Annotated in this window: 17 protein-coding genes; 8 read left to right on the top strand and 9 right to left on the bottom strand. The window is 70.5% G+C overall.

Translation table 11 applies throughout. From position 1 onward, the window contains the following. Positions 1–53: 53 nt before the first annotated feature. Entirely contained in the window at positions 54–419 is a 366-nt protein-coding gene (locus tag OG975_RS43685; protein WP_406335238.1) for a cupin domain-containing protein, read from the bottom strand. 120 nt (positions 420–539) lie between these two features. On the opposite strand from OG975_RS43685, the gene OG975_RS43690 reads away from it, so the two are divergent. After that, positions 540–1,865, top strand: a complete 1,326-nt coding sequence (locus OG975_RS43690) for a PHB depolymerase family esterase (protein ID WP_406335239.1) — start codon at positions 540–542, stop codon at positions 1,863–1,865. 24 nt (positions 1,866–1,889) lie between these two features. Here the strand turns inward: OG975_RS43690 and OG975_RS43695 are convergent, their stop codons facing one another. Together OG975_RS43695 and otr(A) are read right to left on the bottom strand one after the other, a co-directional pair. Beyond that, complete coding sequence (locus OG975_RS43695) at positions 1,890–2,570, bottom strand: DUF4230 domain-containing protein (RefSeq protein WP_330309335.1); 681 nt, start codon at positions 2,568–2,570, stop codon at positions 1,890–1,892. Positions 2,571–2,750: 180 nt separating this feature from the next. Continuing rightward, entirely contained in the window at positions 2,751–4,607 is a 1,857-nt protein-coding gene (otr(A), locus tag OG975_RS43700) for a tetracycline resistance ribosomal protection protein Otr(A) (RefSeq protein ID WP_406335241.1), read from the bottom strand. 249 nt (positions 4,608–4,856) lie between these two features. Between otr(A) and OG975_RS43705 the strand changes: the two genes are divergently transcribed. Then, a complete protein-coding gene (locus OG975_RS43705) occupies positions 4,857–5,810 on the top strand; it encodes a ribose-phosphate diphosphokinase (RefSeq protein WP_381258756.1) in 954 nt (317 codons plus the stop codon). A 90-nt stretch (positions 5,811–5,900) separates the two neighbouring features. Further along, positions 5,901–7,094: an elongation factor Tu gene (gene tuf / locus OG975_RS43710; protein WP_406335243.1), complete on the top strand. Its 1,194-nt coding sequence runs from the start codon at positions 5,901–5,903 to the stop codon at positions 7,092–7,094. Here tuf and OG975_RS43715 read toward each other — a convergent pair. Beyond that, positions 7,075–7,455: an anti-sigma factor antagonist gene (locus tag OG975_RS43715; RefSeq protein WP_406335244.1), complete on the bottom strand. Its 381-nt coding sequence runs from the start codon at positions 7,453–7,455 to the stop codon at positions 7,075–7,077. The two genes, tuf and OG975_RS43715, sit on opposite strands and share 20 nt — an antisense overlap. Before the next feature lie 252 nt (positions 7,456–7,707). Continuing rightward, positions 7,708–8,145 carry a MarR family winged helix-turn-helix transcriptional regulator gene (locus OG975_RS43720; RefSeq protein WP_381258750.1) on the bottom strand — a complete coding sequence of 146 codons (438 nt, stop codon included), beginning with the start codon at positions 8,143–8,145 and terminating at the stop codon, positions 7,708–7,710. 105 nt (positions 8,146–8,250) lie between these two features. Here OG975_RS43720 and OG975_RS43725 point away from each other — a divergent pair, with 105 nt between their 5' ends. Both OG975_RS43725 and OG975_RS43730 read left to right on the top strand, forming a co-directional pair. Further along, on the top strand, positions 8,251–9,708 hold the full coding sequence (locus tag OG975_RS43725) for an aldehyde dehydrogenase family protein (protein WP_406335247.1): 1,458 nt from the start codon (positions 8,251–8,253) through the stop codon (positions 9,706–9,708). 25 nt (positions 9,709–9,733) lie between these two features. After that, entirely contained in the window at positions 9,734–10,840 is a 1,107-nt protein-coding gene (locus OG975_RS43730; RefSeq protein ID WP_406335248.1) for an NAD(P)-dependent alcohol dehydrogenase, read from the top strand. Between the two features lie 73 nt (positions 10,841–10,913). Here the strand turns inward: OG975_RS43730 and OG975_RS43735 are convergent, their stop codons facing one another. Next, positions 10,914–11,864, bottom strand: a complete 951-nt coding sequence (locus tag OG975_RS43735) for an NADP-dependent oxidoreductase (RefSeq protein WP_406335250.1) — start codon at positions 11,862–11,864, stop codon at positions 10,914–10,916. A 71-nt stretch (positions 11,865–11,935) separates the two neighbouring features. On the opposite strand from OG975_RS43735, the gene OG975_RS43740 reads away from it, so the two are divergent. Next, positions 11,936–12,883, top strand: a complete 948-nt coding sequence (locus tag OG975_RS43740; RefSeq protein ID WP_406335252.1) for a GlxA family transcriptional regulator — start codon at positions 11,936–11,938, stop codon at positions 12,881–12,883. Positions 12,884–12,952: 69 nt separating this feature from the next. After that, a complete protein-coding gene (locus OG975_RS43745; RefSeq protein WP_406335253.1) occupies positions 12,953–13,807 on the top strand; it encodes a hypothetical protein in 855 nt (284 codons plus the stop codon). 4 nt (positions 13,808–13,811) lie between these two features. On the opposite strand, the gene OG975_RS43750 is transcribed toward OG975_RS43745, so the two are convergent. Next, on the bottom strand, positions 13,812–14,366 hold the full coding sequence (locus OG975_RS43750) for a TetR/AcrR family transcriptional regulator (RefSeq protein WP_406335254.1): 555 nt from the start codon (positions 14,364–14,366) through the stop codon (positions 13,812–13,814). After that, positions 14,363–14,725, bottom strand: coding sequence for a DUF1304 domain-containing protein (locus OG975_RS43755; protein ID WP_327434035.1), 363 nt, complete (start codon positions 14,723–14,725; stop codon positions 14,363–14,365). The genes OG975_RS43750 and OG975_RS43755 overlap by 4 nt, the downstream gene beginning before the upstream one ends. Positions 14,726–14,877: 152 nt before the next feature. Between OG975_RS43755 and OG975_RS43760 the strand changes: the two genes are divergently transcribed. Further along, positions 14,878–16,467 (top strand): oxidoreductase, encoded by a 1,590-nt coding sequence (locus tag OG975_RS43760; RefSeq protein WP_406335256.1) that lies wholly within the window; start codon positions 14,878–14,880, stop codon positions 16,465–16,467. 56 nt (positions 16,468–16,523) lie between these two features. Here OG975_RS43760 and OG975_RS43765 read toward each other — a convergent pair whose 3' ends face one another. After that, a complete protein-coding gene (locus OG975_RS43765) occupies positions 16,524–17,759 on the bottom strand; it encodes a PucR family transcriptional regulator (RefSeq protein WP_406335258.1) in 1,236 nt (411 codons plus the stop codon). Between the last annotated feature and the right edge of the window lie 86 nt (positions 17,760–17,845).

Consider the following 17,845-nt stretch of genomic DNA (forward strand, 5'->3'; position numbering starts at 1 on the left):
GGCGATCACCTCACCCCACTGGACCCTCACCCCGCTGGACCTCCGCCGCGTGGCTAGTCGCTCGCCGGCTTCGCGTACGTCGTCGCCATGCCTCCCGCGAAGTCGTACACGATGACCTGTTCGTCGCCCACGACCCATGCGTCGTGCCCGGGCGGGCACACGAACACATCGCCGGGTCCTACTTCTCCTTCGCCGCCGTCGTCCATGCGGATGTGCATCCGTCCCTGGACGACATAGCCGTTGTGGTGGATTTCGCAGCTCGCCGTCCCCGCGAGGGGGGCCACGGACTCGGACCAGCGCCAACCCGGTTCGAAGGTCCCGATGGCGAAGTCGAGCCCGGTCATGTGGACCGCTTCGAGGTGACCGCGGGGGAAATCACGTCGTTCATCCGGCTTGTCGACCGTCTTGATCTCCAGCATGACGGCTCCCTTCAGTTGCCCCCCTCCATCGTCAGCCCGCCGACAGGGGACTGCCATCCGGGAAGACGGCCGCTGCAGGACGGTTGCCCCGTGGGCCGTGGGAGCGCTTCCATGGATGCCATGTCCACGTCACTACGCACAAGGAAACCGCTCCGGTCCGCACTCGGCGCGCTGCTCGCGGCGCTGGTGCCGTTACTCGCCGCGGTGCTGCTCACCGCACCGCCGGCCTCCGCCGCCCCGGTGGCGCCCACCGCCCCCGCGGCCGCCGCCGCGTCCCTCACCGAGGTGACGAACTTCGGCAGCAACCCCAGCAACCTCCAGATGTACCTCTATGTGCCGGACAGCGTCACCGCGCACCCGGCGGTCCTGGTGGCCGTGCACTACTGCACGGGCTCGGGTCCGGCGATGTACTCCGGCACCGAGTACGCCTCACTGGCCGACCGCTACGGCTTCATCGTCATCTACCCGTCGGTCACCCGCAGCAGCAAGTGCTTCGACGTCTCCTCGCCGCAGGCCCTGAGCCGCGGCGGCGGCAGCGATCCGGTCGGCATCAAGTCCATGATCGACTGGGTCACCCGTACGTACAGCGCCGACACCGGCAGGATCTTCGCCACCGGGATCTCCTCCGGCGCGATGATGACCAACGTCCTGCTCGGCGACTACCCCGACGTGTTCGCGGCGGGCGCCGCGTTCGCCGGGGTGCCGTTCGGCTGCTTCGCCACCACCGACGGATCCGAGTGGAACAGCGCGTGCGCGAACGGCACCGTGACCCACACCCCGCAGGAGTGGGGCGATCTGGTCCGCGCCGCCTACCCCGGCTACAGCGGGCCCCGGCCACGGATGCAGCTGTGGCACGGCACCGACGACGCCACGCTCCAGTACCCCAATTTCGGGGAAGAGATCAAACAGTGGACGAACGTCCTCGGCGTCAGCCAGACGCCGACCGCCACCGACTCGCCCCAGTCCGGGTGGACCCGCACCCGCTACGGCTCCACCGGGGACCAGGCTCCCGTCGAGGCGATCAGCCTCCAGGGCGTCGGACACAACCTGATGACCACCGGCATGGCGGCCCGCGTCCTGACCTTCTTCGGCCTGGACAGCGCCGGCCCGGCACCCCAGCCCCAGCCGGGCGGCTGCCGGGTGGCGGTCACCACCAACGCCTGGAACACCGGCCTGACCGCCTCCGTGACCCTCACCAACACCGGCACCACCGCCGTCAACGGCTGGCAGCTGGCCTTCACGCTTCCCTCCGGCCAGACCATCACCAACGGCTGGGGCGCCACCTACGCGCCGGCCACCGGCACGGTGACCGCGACCAACGCCACGTACAACGGCACGATCGCCCCCGGCGCCGCCGTCACCATCGGCTATCAGGCAAGCCACAGCGGCAACGCCGGGTCGCCCACCGCCTTCACCATCAACGGCACGGCTTGCAGCGTCACTTGACCAAGGCGCCCTGGCCTCGACGGGTCAGGCGCCGTAGCTGACCGTCACCTCCTCGAAGCCCAGGGAGTGCAGCAGACCTTTGAGCATGCCGGTGGTGTTCGCCTCGGCGCGCGAGGTGAGGCGGCTGTCCTTCGCCGCCTCACCGATGTGCTTGGCCGCGAGCTTCTGCACGGCCTGCTCGCTGTTCGGGTTACCGGAGAAGATGTCGCCGATCCGGTCGAGGAGACCGCGCTGCTTGGAGACGGCGTAGGAGTGGTCGGGGTCGAGCGCGGGTTTGCCCAGCACCGCGTGCGGCAGCCGGAGCGTGGCCGACGTACGGTCGCTGTTGACCGTCACGTCCTTCTCGCCGAGCGTGCCGAGGTCGACATACGCGTCGACCGTGCCGGCCCCCACGTACAGCGTGCGGGTGCCGCGGATCGCGTCGGGCAGGTACTTGGCGTCCTTCTCCAGGTCCACGACCACCTGGAAGTTGCCCGTCGCGGCGTCGTAACGGCTCATGTCCTGGATCGACGTGAGGAGTGCGGGGCCCGACCGGTCGTGCGTCTCGGTGCCGAACAGATCACGCAGCCCTGGCAATACGGCCAGCCGAAGCCCGGCGAACAGCACCACGAGCACCAGCACGAACGCGGTGACCACTTTCGCCCAGCCGGGCATCCTCCGCTTGGTGGACGTCGAGGGGGGCGTCTGCTTGATGGACGTCGTCATGTCGACGGTCCTCCTTTCAACCGTCCGTGTACCCTCCAAGTCCCTTGACAGGCCGATGCGTTGGCGGATTGATGCCGATGCCGGGCTCGCGCGGCCAGGTCAGGTACTTATGGCCCCCTGCTCCGGCCGTAGTTGGCTGTAGGCCGAGAACGCACCGTGTCTGCTCGTCCACCGAATCCGCTAGACGGGGCGGTCGCCCGAGACACGGGACCACCACACTCCCTCCCCGCGCGTCAGCCCCGGCAGCCGCAGCTCGAAGTCCCGCACCTGCCGGGCCGGCAGCTCACCGGTGACCAGCCACGCGGTGCGCCCTCCCGTCGTCTCCTTGAACTCCGCTCCACAGGAAGCCAGTTGAGCGGTCACCGGGGCCAGCGCGTCGAGCGGGAGCTCCACCTCGAACGCGTGATACGGCTCGTACACCCGCGTCCCCGCCCGCTCCAGGGCGCGGCGCAGCACGATCGGGGTCAGTCCGCGGAAGTCGGCGGCCGTGCTGAGCGGCGCGGCGAATCCGGAGCGGACGAGCGTGACCCGGTAGTCCGTCACCGGCCGGCCGTGCGGACCGGTGAGCAGGGTCGCGTGGACGGTGTCCTCGATCGCCTGGTGGAACGCCCGGGGCAGCGCGCCGAGTTCCGTCTCGTAGGTGAAGACGCCGCCGGAACCGCGCGGCCCCGGTTCGACGCGCAGCCCGACCGTCGCCCAGAATCCGGTGTGCCCGTGCCGCTGGATCTCCCCGGACGCCTCACCGGTGCCGTCCGGGCGTTCCAGGAGCCGCACCCTGCTTGCCTCGAAGTCGGCCTCGATGCCGAAGTCCTGGGCGAGCGTGGCCGCGAGGACCTCCTTCTGGACTTCGCCGTAGAGCAGCAGCGCGGTGCTGCCGGACGCGGCGGGCCTGGCGTGCATCAAGGGGTCCTGGTCGGCCAGGGCGAGGAGCGCCGAGCGCAGCGGGGCGGCCTGGGCGGGGTGCCTGGCCCGTACGAGCGTCTCCAGTGTCGGGGCCGCGAACTGCGGTGCCCGGTCGGTGCCGTGGCCGAGGCGGTCGCCGACGCGGATGCCGCCGACGCCTCGCAGCGCGGCGATGTTCCCCGCGGTGAGGGAGGCGGCGCCGGGCTGTCCGACCACCTCCAGTGCGAGCGCCCGGCCGGGCACCGGCACGGTCCGGCCGTCGGCCTCGCGACGCAGGAACGTGAGTCGCTGACGGCGCGTCACCTCACCTTCGTACAGGCGCAGATACGCCGTTCGCTCGCCACCGGGTCCGGGCCGTACGGCGAAGACCGTGCCGCGTGGCTCATCGGCGGGCGGCTCCTCCGGGCGGGGGATCAGCCGGGTCACGGCCTCGACCAGTTCGGTGACGCCCTGTCCGCCGAGCGCCGATCCGAAGAGGACCGGATGGACCGAGCCGTCGGCGGTGTGCGCGGCGAGCGCCGCCCACAGCTCGTCGCGCGTCGGCGGCGGGCCGTCCACGAGCGCGGCCAGGACGCCGGAGTCCACCTCGGCGAGCGTGCCGGCCGCGAGGTCGTCCAGCGGGCGCGGCAGCACACGGGCGGACGCGGTGCCGATGTCCGTCACGCGTGCGAGCGGGACGACGTACGGCGTGAGGCGGCGCCGGATGTCGTCGAGCAGCCCGTCCTGCCGTGCGCCCGCCCGGTCGATCTTGTTCACGAAGACGAGGGTGGGCAGGCCGAGCCGCCGCAGGGTCTTCATCAGGACACGCGTCTGCGCCTGGACACCCTCGACGGCGGAGAGCAGCAGCACGGCACCGTCCAGGACCTCCAGGGCGCGCTCCACCTCGGCGATGAAGTCGGAGTGCCCGGGGGTGTCGATCAGGTTGACCTGTACGTCCCCGGCGGTGAAGGCGGCAACGGCCGAGCGGACGGTGATGCCGCGCTGCCGCTCGATCTCCCCGTCGTCCGTGCGGGTGTCCCCGGCGTCGACGCTGCCGAGCCGCTCGATGGCGCCGCCGTCGAACAGCAGCCGCTCGGTGAGGCTGGTCTTACCCGCGTCGACGTGGGCCAGAATTCCGATGTTCAGGGTGTGCATGGGTGGTCGAGTCCTCGAGAACAGTCGTCCGGTAGGGGCGCTGAGAAGTTCCGAGGAATCGGCGCATGCGGGTTCTCCTGAATCCGAGGGGGACTGGCGACGCCATCATGGCGTGGCCCGGGCGGCCGTCCGCAACCGGTTTTCCCCCGGGTCGAGTGCCCGAAAGGTGCCCAGTAGCATGAGGCACGCACCCCGGGTCGATCATGCCAACCGGCGACGCAACCCGGTTCGATCATGCGAGGAGCGGTCGTGCGTGACATCGCTGTGTTCAGCGGTAGTGCCCATCCCGAGCTGGCGGCCGAGGTCTGCGCGCATCTCGGTGTGCCCCTCAGCCCGACCCGGGTCAGCCGTTTCGCGAACGACTGCCTGGAGGTCCAGCTCCAGGCCAATTGCCGCGAGCGCGATGTCTTCCTCGTGCAGCCCCTGGTCACACCGGTCCAGGAGCACCTCGTCGAGCTGCTGATGATGTGCGACGCGGCCCGCGGCGCCTCCGCCGGCCGGATCACCGTGGTCATGCCGCACTACTCGTACGCCCGCTCGGACAAGAAGGACATGCCGCGGATCTCCATGGGCGGCCGTCTCGTGGCGGACCTGCTGGTGGCCGCCGGGGCGAGCCGTGTCCTCGCGATGACACTGCACTCTCCGCAGGTGCACGGCTTCTTCTCGGTGCCGGTCGACCATCTGCACGCCCTGCGCGAGCTGGCCGCGCACTTCAGGAACTACGACCTCTCGCGTACGACGGTGGTGTCGCCGGATCTCGGCAACGCCAAGGAGGCGGCGGCGTTCGCGCGGCTCATCGGCGCCCAGGTGGCCGCCGGTGCCAAGCAGCGGTTCGCCGACGACCGGGTGAGCATCAGCTCCGTCATCGGTGAGATCACCGGGCGGGACGTCATCGTGCTGGACGACGAGATCGCCAAGGGCAGCACGGTCCTCGAACTCCTGGAGCGGCTGCGGGAGTTGGGGCCGCGGTCGATCCGGGTCGCCTGCACCCACGGTCTGTTCGCGGCCGGTGCGCTCAAGCGGCTCAGCGACCAGCCCGACGTCCTGGAGATCGTGTGCACGAACACCGTGCCGGTCCCGGTCGCGGAGCACACGGAGAAGCTGCGCATCCTGTCCATCGCCCCGGCGCTCGCCGAGGCGGTGCGGCGCATTCACAACGGTGAGTCCGTCAGCGCCCTGTTCGACGCGCCTCAGAGCGAATAGACAGGAGGGAGCGGAAGTTCCGGCCGATCGCTCGGCCGGGAAGCCGCGAAGCAACGCTCGGCGTCACCCAGGTGATCAGGAGGGCTTGCAGTGGCGAAGGCGAAATTCGAGCGGACCAAGCCGCACGTCAACATCGGCACCATCGGTCACATCGACCACGGTAAGACAACGCTCACCGCGGCCATGACCAAGGTGTTGCACGACCAGTTCCCCGACCTGAACCCCTACACGCCGTTCGACCAGATCGACAAGGCTCCCGAGGAACGCCAGCGCGGCATCACGATCTCGATCGCCCATGTCGAGTACCAGACCGAGAACCGGCACTACGCGCACGTCGACTGCCCGGGGCACGCCGACTACATCAAGAACATGATCACGGGCGCCGCCCAGATGGACGGCGCGATCCTGGTCGTCGCGGCGACCGACGGCCCGATGCCGCAGACCAAGGAACACGTGCTGCTGGCCCGGCAGGTCGGCGTCCCGTACATCGTCGTCGCGCTCAACAAGACGGACATGGTGGACGACGAGGAGATCCTGGAACTCGTCGAGCTGGAAGTGCGCGAACTGCTCACGGAGTACGAGTTTCCGGGCGACGACGTCCCGGTCGTGCAGGTCTCCGCGCTCAGGGCCCTCGAAGGCGACCCGAAGTGGAGTCGGTCGATCCTTGAACTCCTCGCGGCGATCGACGAGTTCGTGCCGGAGCCCGTACGCGATGTCGACCGGCCGTTCCTGATGCCGATCGAGGACGTCTTCACCATCACAGGGCGCGGCACGGTCGTCACCGGTCGCATCGAGCGCGGTGTGCTGAGGGTCAACAGCGAGGTCGAGATCATCGGCATCCACGAGCAGAAGACGAAGACCACCGTCACCGGCGTCGAGATGTTCCGCAAACTCCTCGACGAGGGCCGGGCGGGAGAGAACGTGGGACTGCTGCTGCGGGGCGTGAAGCGCGAGGACGTGGAGCGCGGGCAGGTCGTCATCAAGCCGGGATCGGTCACCCCGCACAAGGAGTTCGAGGCGCGCGCGTACATCCTGTCCAAGCACGAGGGCGGCCGGCACACACCGTTCTTCGACAACTACCGGCCGCAGTTCTACTTCCGTACGACGGACGTGACCGGAGTCGTGACCCTGCCCAAGGGCACGGAAATGGTCATGCCCGGCGACAACACCACCATGCATGTGCAGTTGATCCAGCCCATCGCCATGGAGGAGGGGCTGAAGTTCGCCATCCGCGAGGGCGGCAGGACGGTCGGCGCCGGGCAGGTCACCAAGATCCGGAAGTAGCCTCCGGCCGGCTCAGCGCCTCGTCCAGCGAGGAGCGGGGCGGCAGGAGGCGCGCGAGGCCGGTCACCCGGAGGATCCGCAGCGTCAGCGGCTGGGTGCAGACGAGGTGCAGCCGTCCGCCGCGGGCGAGGACGCGGCGCCTGGCCCGGTACAGCAGCCGCAGGCCCGAGCAGTCGAAGAAGTCGACGGGCCGCAGGTCGATGACGACCTGCGGCGCGTGGCCCCCGGTCGCGGAGTCGAGGACCGGGGTGATCTCCAGCGCCGCGAGGATGTCGATCTCCCCGTGGAACTCCAGCACCACGTGACCGCGGTCCTGGTGGATGCGCAGATGCCGGGTGAGCGGTGCGGGGTCGTGCGCCACGAGTCATCACCTCCAACCGGCAGCTGCCTGCTCCCGAGGGCAGGGGCCAGGTGCACCGGGGGCCGGGGTGACGACATCCAGCGAGCTTGGAGACGCCACCAGGGCACCGGTGGTTGCAAAACCGTTCCTTGCTTTGCAAGTTACCCTCGTTGGAGCGAATTCCAGCATGTTCGATTGACATATGTCTTCGATTTGCGCGGCGAGTCGCCCCACGGAGTGGATGCCGGGGTCCTGCGGGGTGGGGCAACCGGGTTACGACAGCGCGTGCCACGCCTTGGACAGCGCTTGCCTGAACTGGTCGGTCTGGTGCGAGGTGAGGTCCTTGACCATGCGCTCCTCCAGCTCTCGTACGGCGTCCGCGAACCGCCCGAGCACTTCGCGTCCCTCGTCGGTCAGCAGGATCAGCAGCTCGCGCCGGTTGCGCGGATTGCGCTCGCGGCGCACCAGGCCGCGGTTCTCCAGTGAGCGCACCAGATCGGCCATGGACTGCGCCGTCACGAACGAGTCGCGCGCGAGCTGCGCCGCCGACAGACCGTCGTGCCGCTCCAGAACGGTGAGCGAGGTGTACTGCAACGCGGTGATTCCCGCCGGTTTCACCAACTCGTCGAGGTGTGAGCGCACGACGAGCTCCACCTGCTTGACCATGTAGAGCAGTGACGGGGGTGCCTTGGTTGCCTGGGTACCGACCATGGGTTCAGCCTAAGGCATTGACAGGAAACCTGTCTGTAACGAGACTGCCAACCAACAGGAATCCTGTTGGTTGAAATCTTGGCGATCAAGGCTGAGGAGTGGGCAATGACGACCACCTTCGAGAGTGGGCCCGGACGGCTGTTCATCGGTGGACAGTGGCGCGAGGCGGCCGACGGAGCGCGTACGGACGTGATCGATCCGTCCACGGGCCGGGTGGTCACGACCGTCGCGGAGGCGGGCGCGGCCGATGTCGACGCGGCCGTACGCGCCGCACGCGAGGCCTTCGACCACGGCCCCTGGGCCGCGATGAGCGGCCGTGAGCGCGGCCGGGTGCTGCACCGCGTCTCCGAGCTGATCCGCGAGAACGCCGACGAGCTCGCCGCCCTGGAGAGCCTCGACGTCGGCAAGCCCCTCTCCCTGTGCCGCCCCGTCGACGTGCTCACCGCCGCCGACGAGTACGAGTACTGCGCCGCGCTCGCCCAGACCCTGGACGGCGCCACGCGTGACACCCCGCTCAACGCCTTCGCATACACGCGCCGCGGACCGCTCGGCGTGGTCGCCGCGATCACGCCCTTCAACTTTCCGCTGATCCTGTCCAGTTCGAAGCTCGCCCCGGCACTGGCGGCCGGCAACGCCGTGGTCCACAAGCCCGCCGACGAGACCCCGCTCAGCGCCCTCTACATGGCCCGCCTGCTCCAGGAGGCCGGTGTCCCGGACGGCGTCGTGAACGTCGTCACCGGCAGCGGCCCGGTCGCGGGCGAGGCGCTGCTGCGCAACCCCGGCATCGACAAGGTCGCCTTCACCGGGTCCACCGCGGTCGGCCGGCACGCCGCGAGCGTCGCCGGGGAGGCGCTCAAGCCGGTCACCATGGAGCTGGGCGGCAACGCGGCCCACGTGGTCTTCGCGGACGCCGACCTGGAGAAGGCGATCGGCGCGATCATCAAGGGCTTCGTCTTCAACACCGGACAGTTCTGCATGGGCGGCCCCCGGCTGCTGGTGGCGCGCGAGGTGTACAGCACCGTGGTCGGCATCCTCGCCGACGCCGTGCCCGGCGTGCCCGTCGGCGACCCCCGGCAGCCCGAGACCGTCGTCGGGCCGATGGCGGGGGAGAAGCATCTGCGCAAGGTCGAGGAGTACGTCGACCTGGCCCGCAAGGAGGGCGGCCGCATCGTCTGCGGCGGTGAGCGCCTCGACCTCGACGGTGGCTACTACTACAAGCCCACCGTGATCGCCGACCTGTCCAACGACTCCCGCGTCGTCCAGGAGGAGATCTTCGGTCCCGTCCTCACCGTCCAGCCCTTCGACTCCGAGGACGAGGCCGTCGAGCTGGCCAACTCCACCCCGTACGGACTGGCTTCGGGCATCCAGACCACCGATCTCACCCGCGCCCACCGCGTCGCCGACCGGCTCCAGGCGGGCATCGTCTGGATCAACGACTGGGCGATGCTCGACCCCGCGGTCCCCTTCGGCGGGGTCAAGGACTCCGGCTTCGGACGGGAGTACGGGCCCGAGGCGCTCGCCGCCTACACCAAGGTCAAGTCCGTCGTCGTCTCGCTCGACTGAGCGCGCTCACAAAGGAGTTCATGCGATGTCCACCACCACTCGCGCCGCCGTGGTCGAGTCCGGGGGAGCGCCGTTCACGCTCGCCGACGTCGAACTGGACGAGCCAGGTCCGGGCGAAGCCCTTGTCCGTATGGTGGCCGCCGGGCTGTGTCACACCGATCTCGGTGCGGCGAGCGGCGGTCTGCCCTTCCCGCTGCCCGGGGTCCTGGGCCACGAGGGGGCGGGTGTCGTCGAAGCCGTCGGCCCGAACGTCTCCACGGTGGCACCCGGCGACCATGTCGTGCTCTCGTTCAGTTCCTGCGGCGGCTGTCACAACTGCCGTGACGGGCACCCGGCGTACTGCGCCACCTGGCTGCCGCTGAACCTCATCGGCGGCCGGCGCGCCGACGGAAGCAGCACGATCAGCCGCGACGGGACGCCGCTCGGCGGCCACTTCTTCGGCCAGTCCTCCTTCGCCGAGCGGGCGTTGGTCGACGAGCGCAGCCTCGTCAAGGTCGACCCGAACGTCCAGCTGGAGTCCATCGCCCCGCTGGGCTGCGGGGTGCAGACAGGGGTCGGCGCCGTCTGGAACGTACTGAAGCCCGCGGCGGGGAGCAGCCTCGTCGTCCTCGGCGCCGGAGCCGTCGGCCTGTCCGCGGTGATGGCGGCGGCCCTGACCCCCGCGACCACGGTCATCGCCGTCGACAAGGTCGCCGAACGGCTCGAACTGGCACGGGAGTTGGGCGCCACGCACACCGTGAACGCGGGCGAGGCCGATGTCGCCGAGGCGGTGCTCGCCCTCACCGACGGCCGCGGCGCCGACGGAGTCGTGGAGACCACCGGCAGCGTCGCCGTGCTGCGCAAGGGCGCCGACGCACTCGCCCCGCGCGGCACCCTGGTCGTCGTCGGCGCGCCGCCCTTCGGCACCGAAGTCGCCCTGGACGTCAACGCGTTGCTGCCGGGCAAGAAGGTCGTGGGCCTCACCCTCGGCGACAGCGAGACCCAGACCTCCATTCCCGCCCTGGTCCGCCTCGTCCAGGACGGACGGCTCCCGCTGCACCGACTGATCAGCCACTATCCGTTCGAGGACATCGAGCAGGCGGTGCGGGACATGAGCGCGGGCAAGACGATCAAGCCCGTGCTCACATTCTGAGACGCCCTTACTCGCGTTCTGAGACGGCCGATCCGTCCCGCGACCGGTCTCCCCAGGTCCGTCGGCCGATCCGTCAGTCGACCAGCAGCACCAGCTTCCCCGTGGTCCGGCCGGTGTCGCCCAGCGCGTGCGCCTTGGCGGCATCGGCCAGCGGGAAGGTCTCGGCGATCGTGGCGCGCAGCTTCCCCGCCTCGACGAGGTCCGCGATCGCCGTCATGCCGGTGTGGTCGGCGTCGACGAGCATCCGCACCGCCCGTACGCCGAGCCGCTCGGCCTCCTCCGGGAATTCGTCCGACCCGACCGGCAGGATCGAGACCACCACTCCGCCCGGCCGGAGCACGCGCAGCGAGCGGACCGTGGTCTCGCCCCCGATCGTGTCCAGCACGACGTCGACGTCCTTCACGGCCTCGGTGAAGTCGACGTTCTGATAGTCGATCGCCTCGTCCACGCCGATCCCGCGCAGGAAATCGTGCTTGCCCGCGCTCGCCGTACCGATCACATACGCGCCGAGCGCCTTGGCGATCTGCACGGCCACATGTCCGACCCCGCCGGCCGCCGCGTGGATCAGTACGCGCTGCCCCGCCTGGAGGTTCGCCTGCTCGGTCAGGGCCTGCCACGCGGTCAGGGAGACCAGCGGGAGCGCGCCCGCCTGCGTGTGGTCGATTCCGGCCGGCTTCAGCGCGAAGAAGCGGGCCGGGGCGGTCACGTACTCGGCGTGCGAGCCGTGGCCGAACGGATAGCGCAGCATGCCGAAGACCTCGTCGCCGGGCTGGAAGAGGGCGACACCGATCCCGGTCGCCTCGACCACACCGGAGACGTCCCAGCCGAGGACGAAGGGCGGCTCACCGAGGAATCCGCCGGTGGCGCGGTGCTTCCAGTCGGTCGGGTTGACCCCGGCGGCCCGTACCCGGACCAGTACCTCGTTCGGCCGTGGCGCGGGGCGCTCCACCTGCACTTCCTTCAAGACCTCGGGACCGCCGAGGACGTCCTGGCTGATGGCTCGCATCGTGTTCACAGTGCTCATGGTGAACCAGCCTGCCGGGGCCCGCCCCGCAGGAAAATGGCATGATTGCCAACCTTCGATAGAATCGTGCCATGCGGCATGTGGAACGGATCGTGGTCCTGGCGCTGGACGGCGTCTACCCCTTCGAGCTGGGCATCCCCAGCCGGATCTTCGGCGCGGCGGACGGCCGGTACGAGGTGGTGACCTGCACCGTCGACGGACGGCCGGTCCGCACCAACGCGGATTTCTCGGTCACCGTCGACCACGGTCCCGAGGCGCTGCGCACCGCGGACACGGTGGTGATCGCGGCGATCGCTCCGGCGAGGCTCGTCGAGGAGCCCTCCGACGAGCTCACCGCCGCGCTCGGGCAGATCCGGCCCGGCGCCCGCCTCGTCTCCATCTGCACGGGTGCGTTCGTCCTGGCGGCGGCGGGTCTGCTGGACGGGCATCGGGCGACCACGCACTGGCAGGTGGCCGACGAGTTCCGGCGCCGGTTCCCGCGTGTGTCGCTGGACCCGGACGTGCTGTTCGTCGACGACGACTCGGTCCTCACCTCGGCGGGCGCCGCGTCCGGTATCGACGTCTGCCTGCACATCGTGCGCAAGGACCACGGCAGCGCGCTGGCCAACAAGGTGGCCCGGCGCTGTGTCGTCCCGCCGCTGCGGGAGGGCGGCCAGGCCCAGTACATCGAGCAGCCCGTCCCGGAACCCTCGGCGACGAGTACGGCAGCCACCCGCGCCTGGGCCCTGGCGCACCTCGACGACCCGCTGACACTCACCGATCTCGCCGGCCACGCCCGGATGAGCCTGCGCACCTTCGCCCGCCGGTTCAACGACGAGGTGGGCATGAGCCCCGGCCGCTGGCTCATCCAGCAGCGGGTCTCCCGGGCCCGCCATCTGCTGGAGTCCAGCGACCTGTCGGTGGACCAGATCGCGGGCGAGGTCGGCTTCGCGACCGGCACCTCGCTGCGCCAGCATCTGCACGCGGCGATCGGCGTCACGCCGCAGGCCTACCGGCGTACGTTCCAGGCGACCCGCTGACCACCGAACGATCCCGGCCACTCGTGCGTCGTAGGAGGGCACACGTGAGTCGGAGGAACAGGGGTGGGGATGCGCAAGCGGATCGTGGCGACGGTGGTGCTGGTCGGTCTGACGGCGGTGGGCTGTGACGAGGGGATCCGGGAGGACCTCGTGGTCACCGGTACGCCCCCGGCCACGCCGTACGCCGGGCGGCTGGACCTGCCGTTCAAGGAGAGCGCCGACGGCAGCCCGCGCGAGGCCGAGGCGAGTTCGGGCTCGGCCGGGCGGGCCCTGGAATGCGACCACGGGATCTTCGAGGGCAGTGGGGGCGATGGGTGGGGCAAGGGTGACGGCGGCTCGACGCCGGAGGAGGGACTGAACACGTACTTCGACATGTACAAGCCCGAAGTGCCGGACCACGGCTACCGGGTGGAGCGCAAGGAGAAGGATCGCGTCCTGTTCTCGTACGACGTCAAGGGCAGGACCAAGGTCGCCGTCGTCGTCGCCAAGGACCAGCCGAACCGCCCCGGCTGGGGCCCGGAGACCAGCGCCTCCTGCGACCCGGCCGAATTCCCGGCGAGCTTCACCGACTCGAAGGGCTACGAGATCTGGCTCGACCGCGACGGCAACCGCGTGCCCACCTCCGTCGTGAGCAGCTCCGTGGGTCCGGAGCACTGCGACTGGGAGAGCACGCACTTCCTCGGCCTGGGACAGGGCGAGAAGGGCAGGCAGTACGTGCGTGACCCGCACGGGGTGCTCGGGACCGAGTCGCTCACCGCCCCGTACGACGGAGACGTCCGTATGCCCGCGGACGCCCATGACACCGGCTACCACTTCCACGACTGGGAACTGTGGCTGTCGGCCGACAAGGCGACGGCCTACGTCCGCACCTCCGACGGGGTGGAGGCATGGCCCGCCACGAAGGACGGAGTGGGCTGTATGTGAGGCGTCAGCGGCTCATGTGCAGGGCGACGAGCAGCTGCCAGACCTGATCGGCGATCTCCTGCGGGGTGCCCTCCAGCACCCCGTGCAGCCAGTCGGCGAGGACCCCCGCGAAGGTGGCGGCCACCGCGGAGGCCACGAGCGGGGCGTCCGGGGCGCCCACCAGGGTGCGCTCGGCCAGGCTGCGGGCGCGCAGATCCCGGTGCAGCACGAGACCGAGCGGGCCGCCGCCGCCCGGGCTCAGGAGCGCGCGGTAGAGGGCGGCGCGCGGCGCCAGCTCGGCGAAGAACGTGCGGAGCGCGGGCGGCGCGGACACCGGGTCGGGCCGTCCGCGCCACGCGTGCAGTGCCTCCACGGCGTCCCGTACGACATCGGCGCAGGCGTCGACGGCCAGCGCCTCCAGGTCGGCGTAGTGCACGTAGAACGTGGCCCGGCCGACGCCGGCCCGCCGCACCAGCGCGGCGACGCCGACCTCCTCCAGCGGCCGCTCGGCACACTCCTCCAGCAGCGCCTGCCGCAGCTTCGCCCGGGTCCGGGCGGCCCGCGGGTCCTCCGGCGTCACCGCGCGACGAGGACGGCGGCCAGGGCGAGCGCGCCGGGCAGGGCCTGCGCGAAGAGGATCCGGCGGTTCGCGGTGACCGATCCGTACACACCCGCGACCACGACGCAGCACAGGAAGAAGACCTGTGCGTCGAAGCCGGTCGGATCCGCCGCGATCAGTCCCCACACCAGGCCCGCCGCCAGGAACCCGTTGTAGAGCCCCTGGTTCGCGGCCAGCGGGGCGGTCGCCCGGGCCATCTCCGCGTCGAACCCGTGCAGGCCCCGCCCCGGCTTCTTCTGCCACAGGAACATCTCCAGCACCAGGATGTACGCGTGCAGCGCGGCCACCAGGCCCACCAGCACGTTCGCGACCGTTTCCATCGTCAGCAAGCTCCGTCGTACGTCGTCATTTCATGGACAGCTGTCCACTATACCTGGACGCCTGTCCAAGAAGTCCAGGGGCGCGTCGGGTTGTCTCGCGCGCCCCCGGGGTAGCGATGCAACCGATTTCTGTTCGCTGAGGGGGAATTGACGTGTCGGGCAGCCTCGCGCCGGGTGGGTGGAGCGGGAGTGAACGCGGGATGTGGGCCGCTTTCCGAAGGGGGGAGTGGTTCGCGGACCAGGGTGAGATCCGGGCGTCCATCGTACGGGGGCTGTTGCTGGCGCCGCCGCCGGCCGAGGCGGGGCATCTGCCGCGGCTGAGGCTGAGGGATGTGCGGATCACCGGGCGGCTGGACCTGGCCGAGGCGGTCGTCCCCGGGACCTTGCGGTTGCACAACTGCCGTTTCGAGCAGGCCCCTTGCCTCGACGGCGCGTCGCTGGGGGCACTGGAGATGCGGGACTGTGTGCTGCCCGGACTGTCGGCCGTGGGCGTCACGATCGGCTGGAAGTGCGAGATCTCCGGGTGCCGGGTGGAGGGGCCCATCGACCTTTACGGCGCCTCGATCGGCGGCACCCTGCACCTGGAGAACAGCCGTCTCACAGGGCACGGCGAGCGACGCGGCGAGCGGGCGCTGCAACTGCTGTGCGCCACCATCGGCGGGGACATCCAGGCGGGCACGGGGCTGCACGTCGACGGCTGCACGGACCTCAGGGACACCTCGGTACGCGGCAGCGTCGTCCTCAAGCGCGCCGAGCTGCTCAACCCGTCGGGCATCGCGCTCAAAGCCAACAGGCTGCACATAGGAGGGAACTTGAGCTGCGGCGGGCTCGTCGCCGAAGGCACCGTCGACCTGTGTGACGCCCGGGTGGGCGGCGGCGCCCTCTTCGAAGGCGCCTCGCTCACCACCGAACACGGGCCCGCGCTGCGCGCCCACGGCATAGACGTAGGTGCCGTGTTCAACTGCTGCGACGGGTTCACCGCGCGTGGCAGGGTCTCGCTCAGCAGCATCACCGTACGCAGCCGGGTCTGCTTCCAGGACGCCGTCATCGACGTACCGCCCGGCACCCCCGCCCTCACCTGTCGCCGCTCCACCGCGTCCGAACTCGCCCTCACCACGCGTGAGCCCGTGCGCGGCACCGTCGACCTCAGCCACACCCGCCTGACCGTCCTGCGCGGCACACCGGACAGCTGGCCGGACACGGTGCGGCTGGAAGCTGTCGTCTACGACAGCCTGCTGCCCCAACTCCCCGCCGTGCAACGGCTTCCCCTGCTCACCCGCGACCCCGAGGGCTTCACCCCGCAGCCGTACGAGCAACTCGCGGCCGCCTACCGGCTGCACGGTCACGACGGCGAAGCCCGCACGGTGCTGCTCGCCAAACAGCGGCGGCTGCGCACCACCCTGCCGTGGCCGGGGCGGGTGTGGAGCAGGCTCCAGGACGTCACCGTCGGCTACGGCTATCGGCCGATGCGCGCCATGTGGTGGCTGTACGCGATCATGCTCAGCGGGATCCTGCTGTTCACGCGGTGGCCCCCGCAAGCGGTCGATCCGGGCAAGCCGCCCCACTTCCAGGCGGCGATCTACACCCTCGACCTGGTGCTGCCGCTCGTCGACTTCGGGCAGGAGCAGGCTTTCAGCCCCCGCGGCGGCCTGCAATGGGCTGCCGTGGTCCTCGTCTGCCTGGGCTGGCTGCTCGCCACGACGGCCGCCGCGGGCGCCAACCGGATGCTCCGCAGAGCATGAGCCCAGCGATCACAGAGGTCGCAGAGGTCTCAGCGATCTCTGTGACCTCAGTGATCTCAGCGGGATGCGGCCGCAAGCCGCAGAGCGAGCGCCCGTAACGCCAGCTGCATCTCGAACTGGGCCGTCGGATCGTGGAGTTGGTCCCCGAACAGTTCGTCCAGCTGCCGCATCCGGTACCGCACCGTCTGCGGATGCACGGCGAGCCGCGCCGCCACCTCACTGGCGTTGTGGCCGCACTGCAACCAGCTCAGCAGCGTCTCCGCGAGCCGCTCCCGCTGCGGCGAGCGCATCGCGTCCAGCGGGCTCAGCCGGCGCTCGGCCATCGCGTCCACCAGGGCCTCGTCGCGGAAGAGCAGCAGCGTCGTCAGATGCTCCTGGCAGCGCACCATCTCCGTGTCCGGCAGGATGCCCCGCCGCACCAGATCGAGCGCCTCGGCCGCCCATCGCAACGACCGCGCGCCTTCCTGGAGCGCGACGGCCGGCCCCATCGCCGCCCGCAACCCGTGCAGCGCCCCGGCGACGGCCCGCGCGCGTCCCGGCCCGTCCGGATCAGGCACGACCAGGACGGCCGGCTGCACATCGAACCGTGCCAGGAACTCCGGCGGCACGATCGGCGGCGCTGCCGCCCGGGGCTTGGACATGACCGGCCACGACGTCGCCGCGGGCTGCGGCCCGTGGTCGATCGCGACGACCGCCAGCGCCCGCGGCAGCGGCCAGCGCGCCGTGTGCGCCAGATCGCTGATCGCCTCGGCCGACGCGGGCGGATCCGCGGTGAGCAGATCGATCAGCCGCGTACGCCGCTGCTGCAACTCGCCCGCCGCGTGCAGCCGTGCCTCCGTATAGCCCGCGGTCGTCGCGGCCGCCATCTCGTCCAGATGCAGGAACAGCGCCTCGCCGAAGGCGGCCAGCACATTGCGGGGCAGCAACTCGGCGTCGACCAGCGCGTTGACCCGGCGCCAGGTCACCCGCGCGCCGAGGCGCAGCGCGGACTGGAAGGAGTCGAGACTGCGCCCCTCGTCCGCCTCACCGCGCCCGATGCGCTGGTACGTCTCCTTCACCGGCTCCCAGTCGGTGTCCGGCTTCGCCATCCGCTCCAGGAACCCCTGCAACGCGTGCTCCACACCACGGTGCACGACGTGCATGTACGTGTCGTCCGTCGGGCGCGCGTACTCGGGGATCTCGGTCCGGATCGCCCGTACGACCTCTTCCCTGATGTCGTCGAAGAACGGTCTGAGGTGGTCGTGCAGATCCGAGGGGAACGCCTTGAACGGGCCGCCTGCTTCGTCGTCCATGGGTCGGGCTCCGTCCTGCGCACCGGTCAGGGGCTCGGAGACGATACTCGCAAGTAACCAGCCGTGGCTCATCAACGGCGGACAGA

Source organism: Streptomyces sp. NBC_00203 (assembly GCF_045206325.1).
In the GTDB taxonomy this organism is placed as follows: Bacteria; Actinomycetota; Actinomycetes; order Streptomycetales; family Streptomycetaceae; genus Streptomyces; species Streptomyces lutosisoli.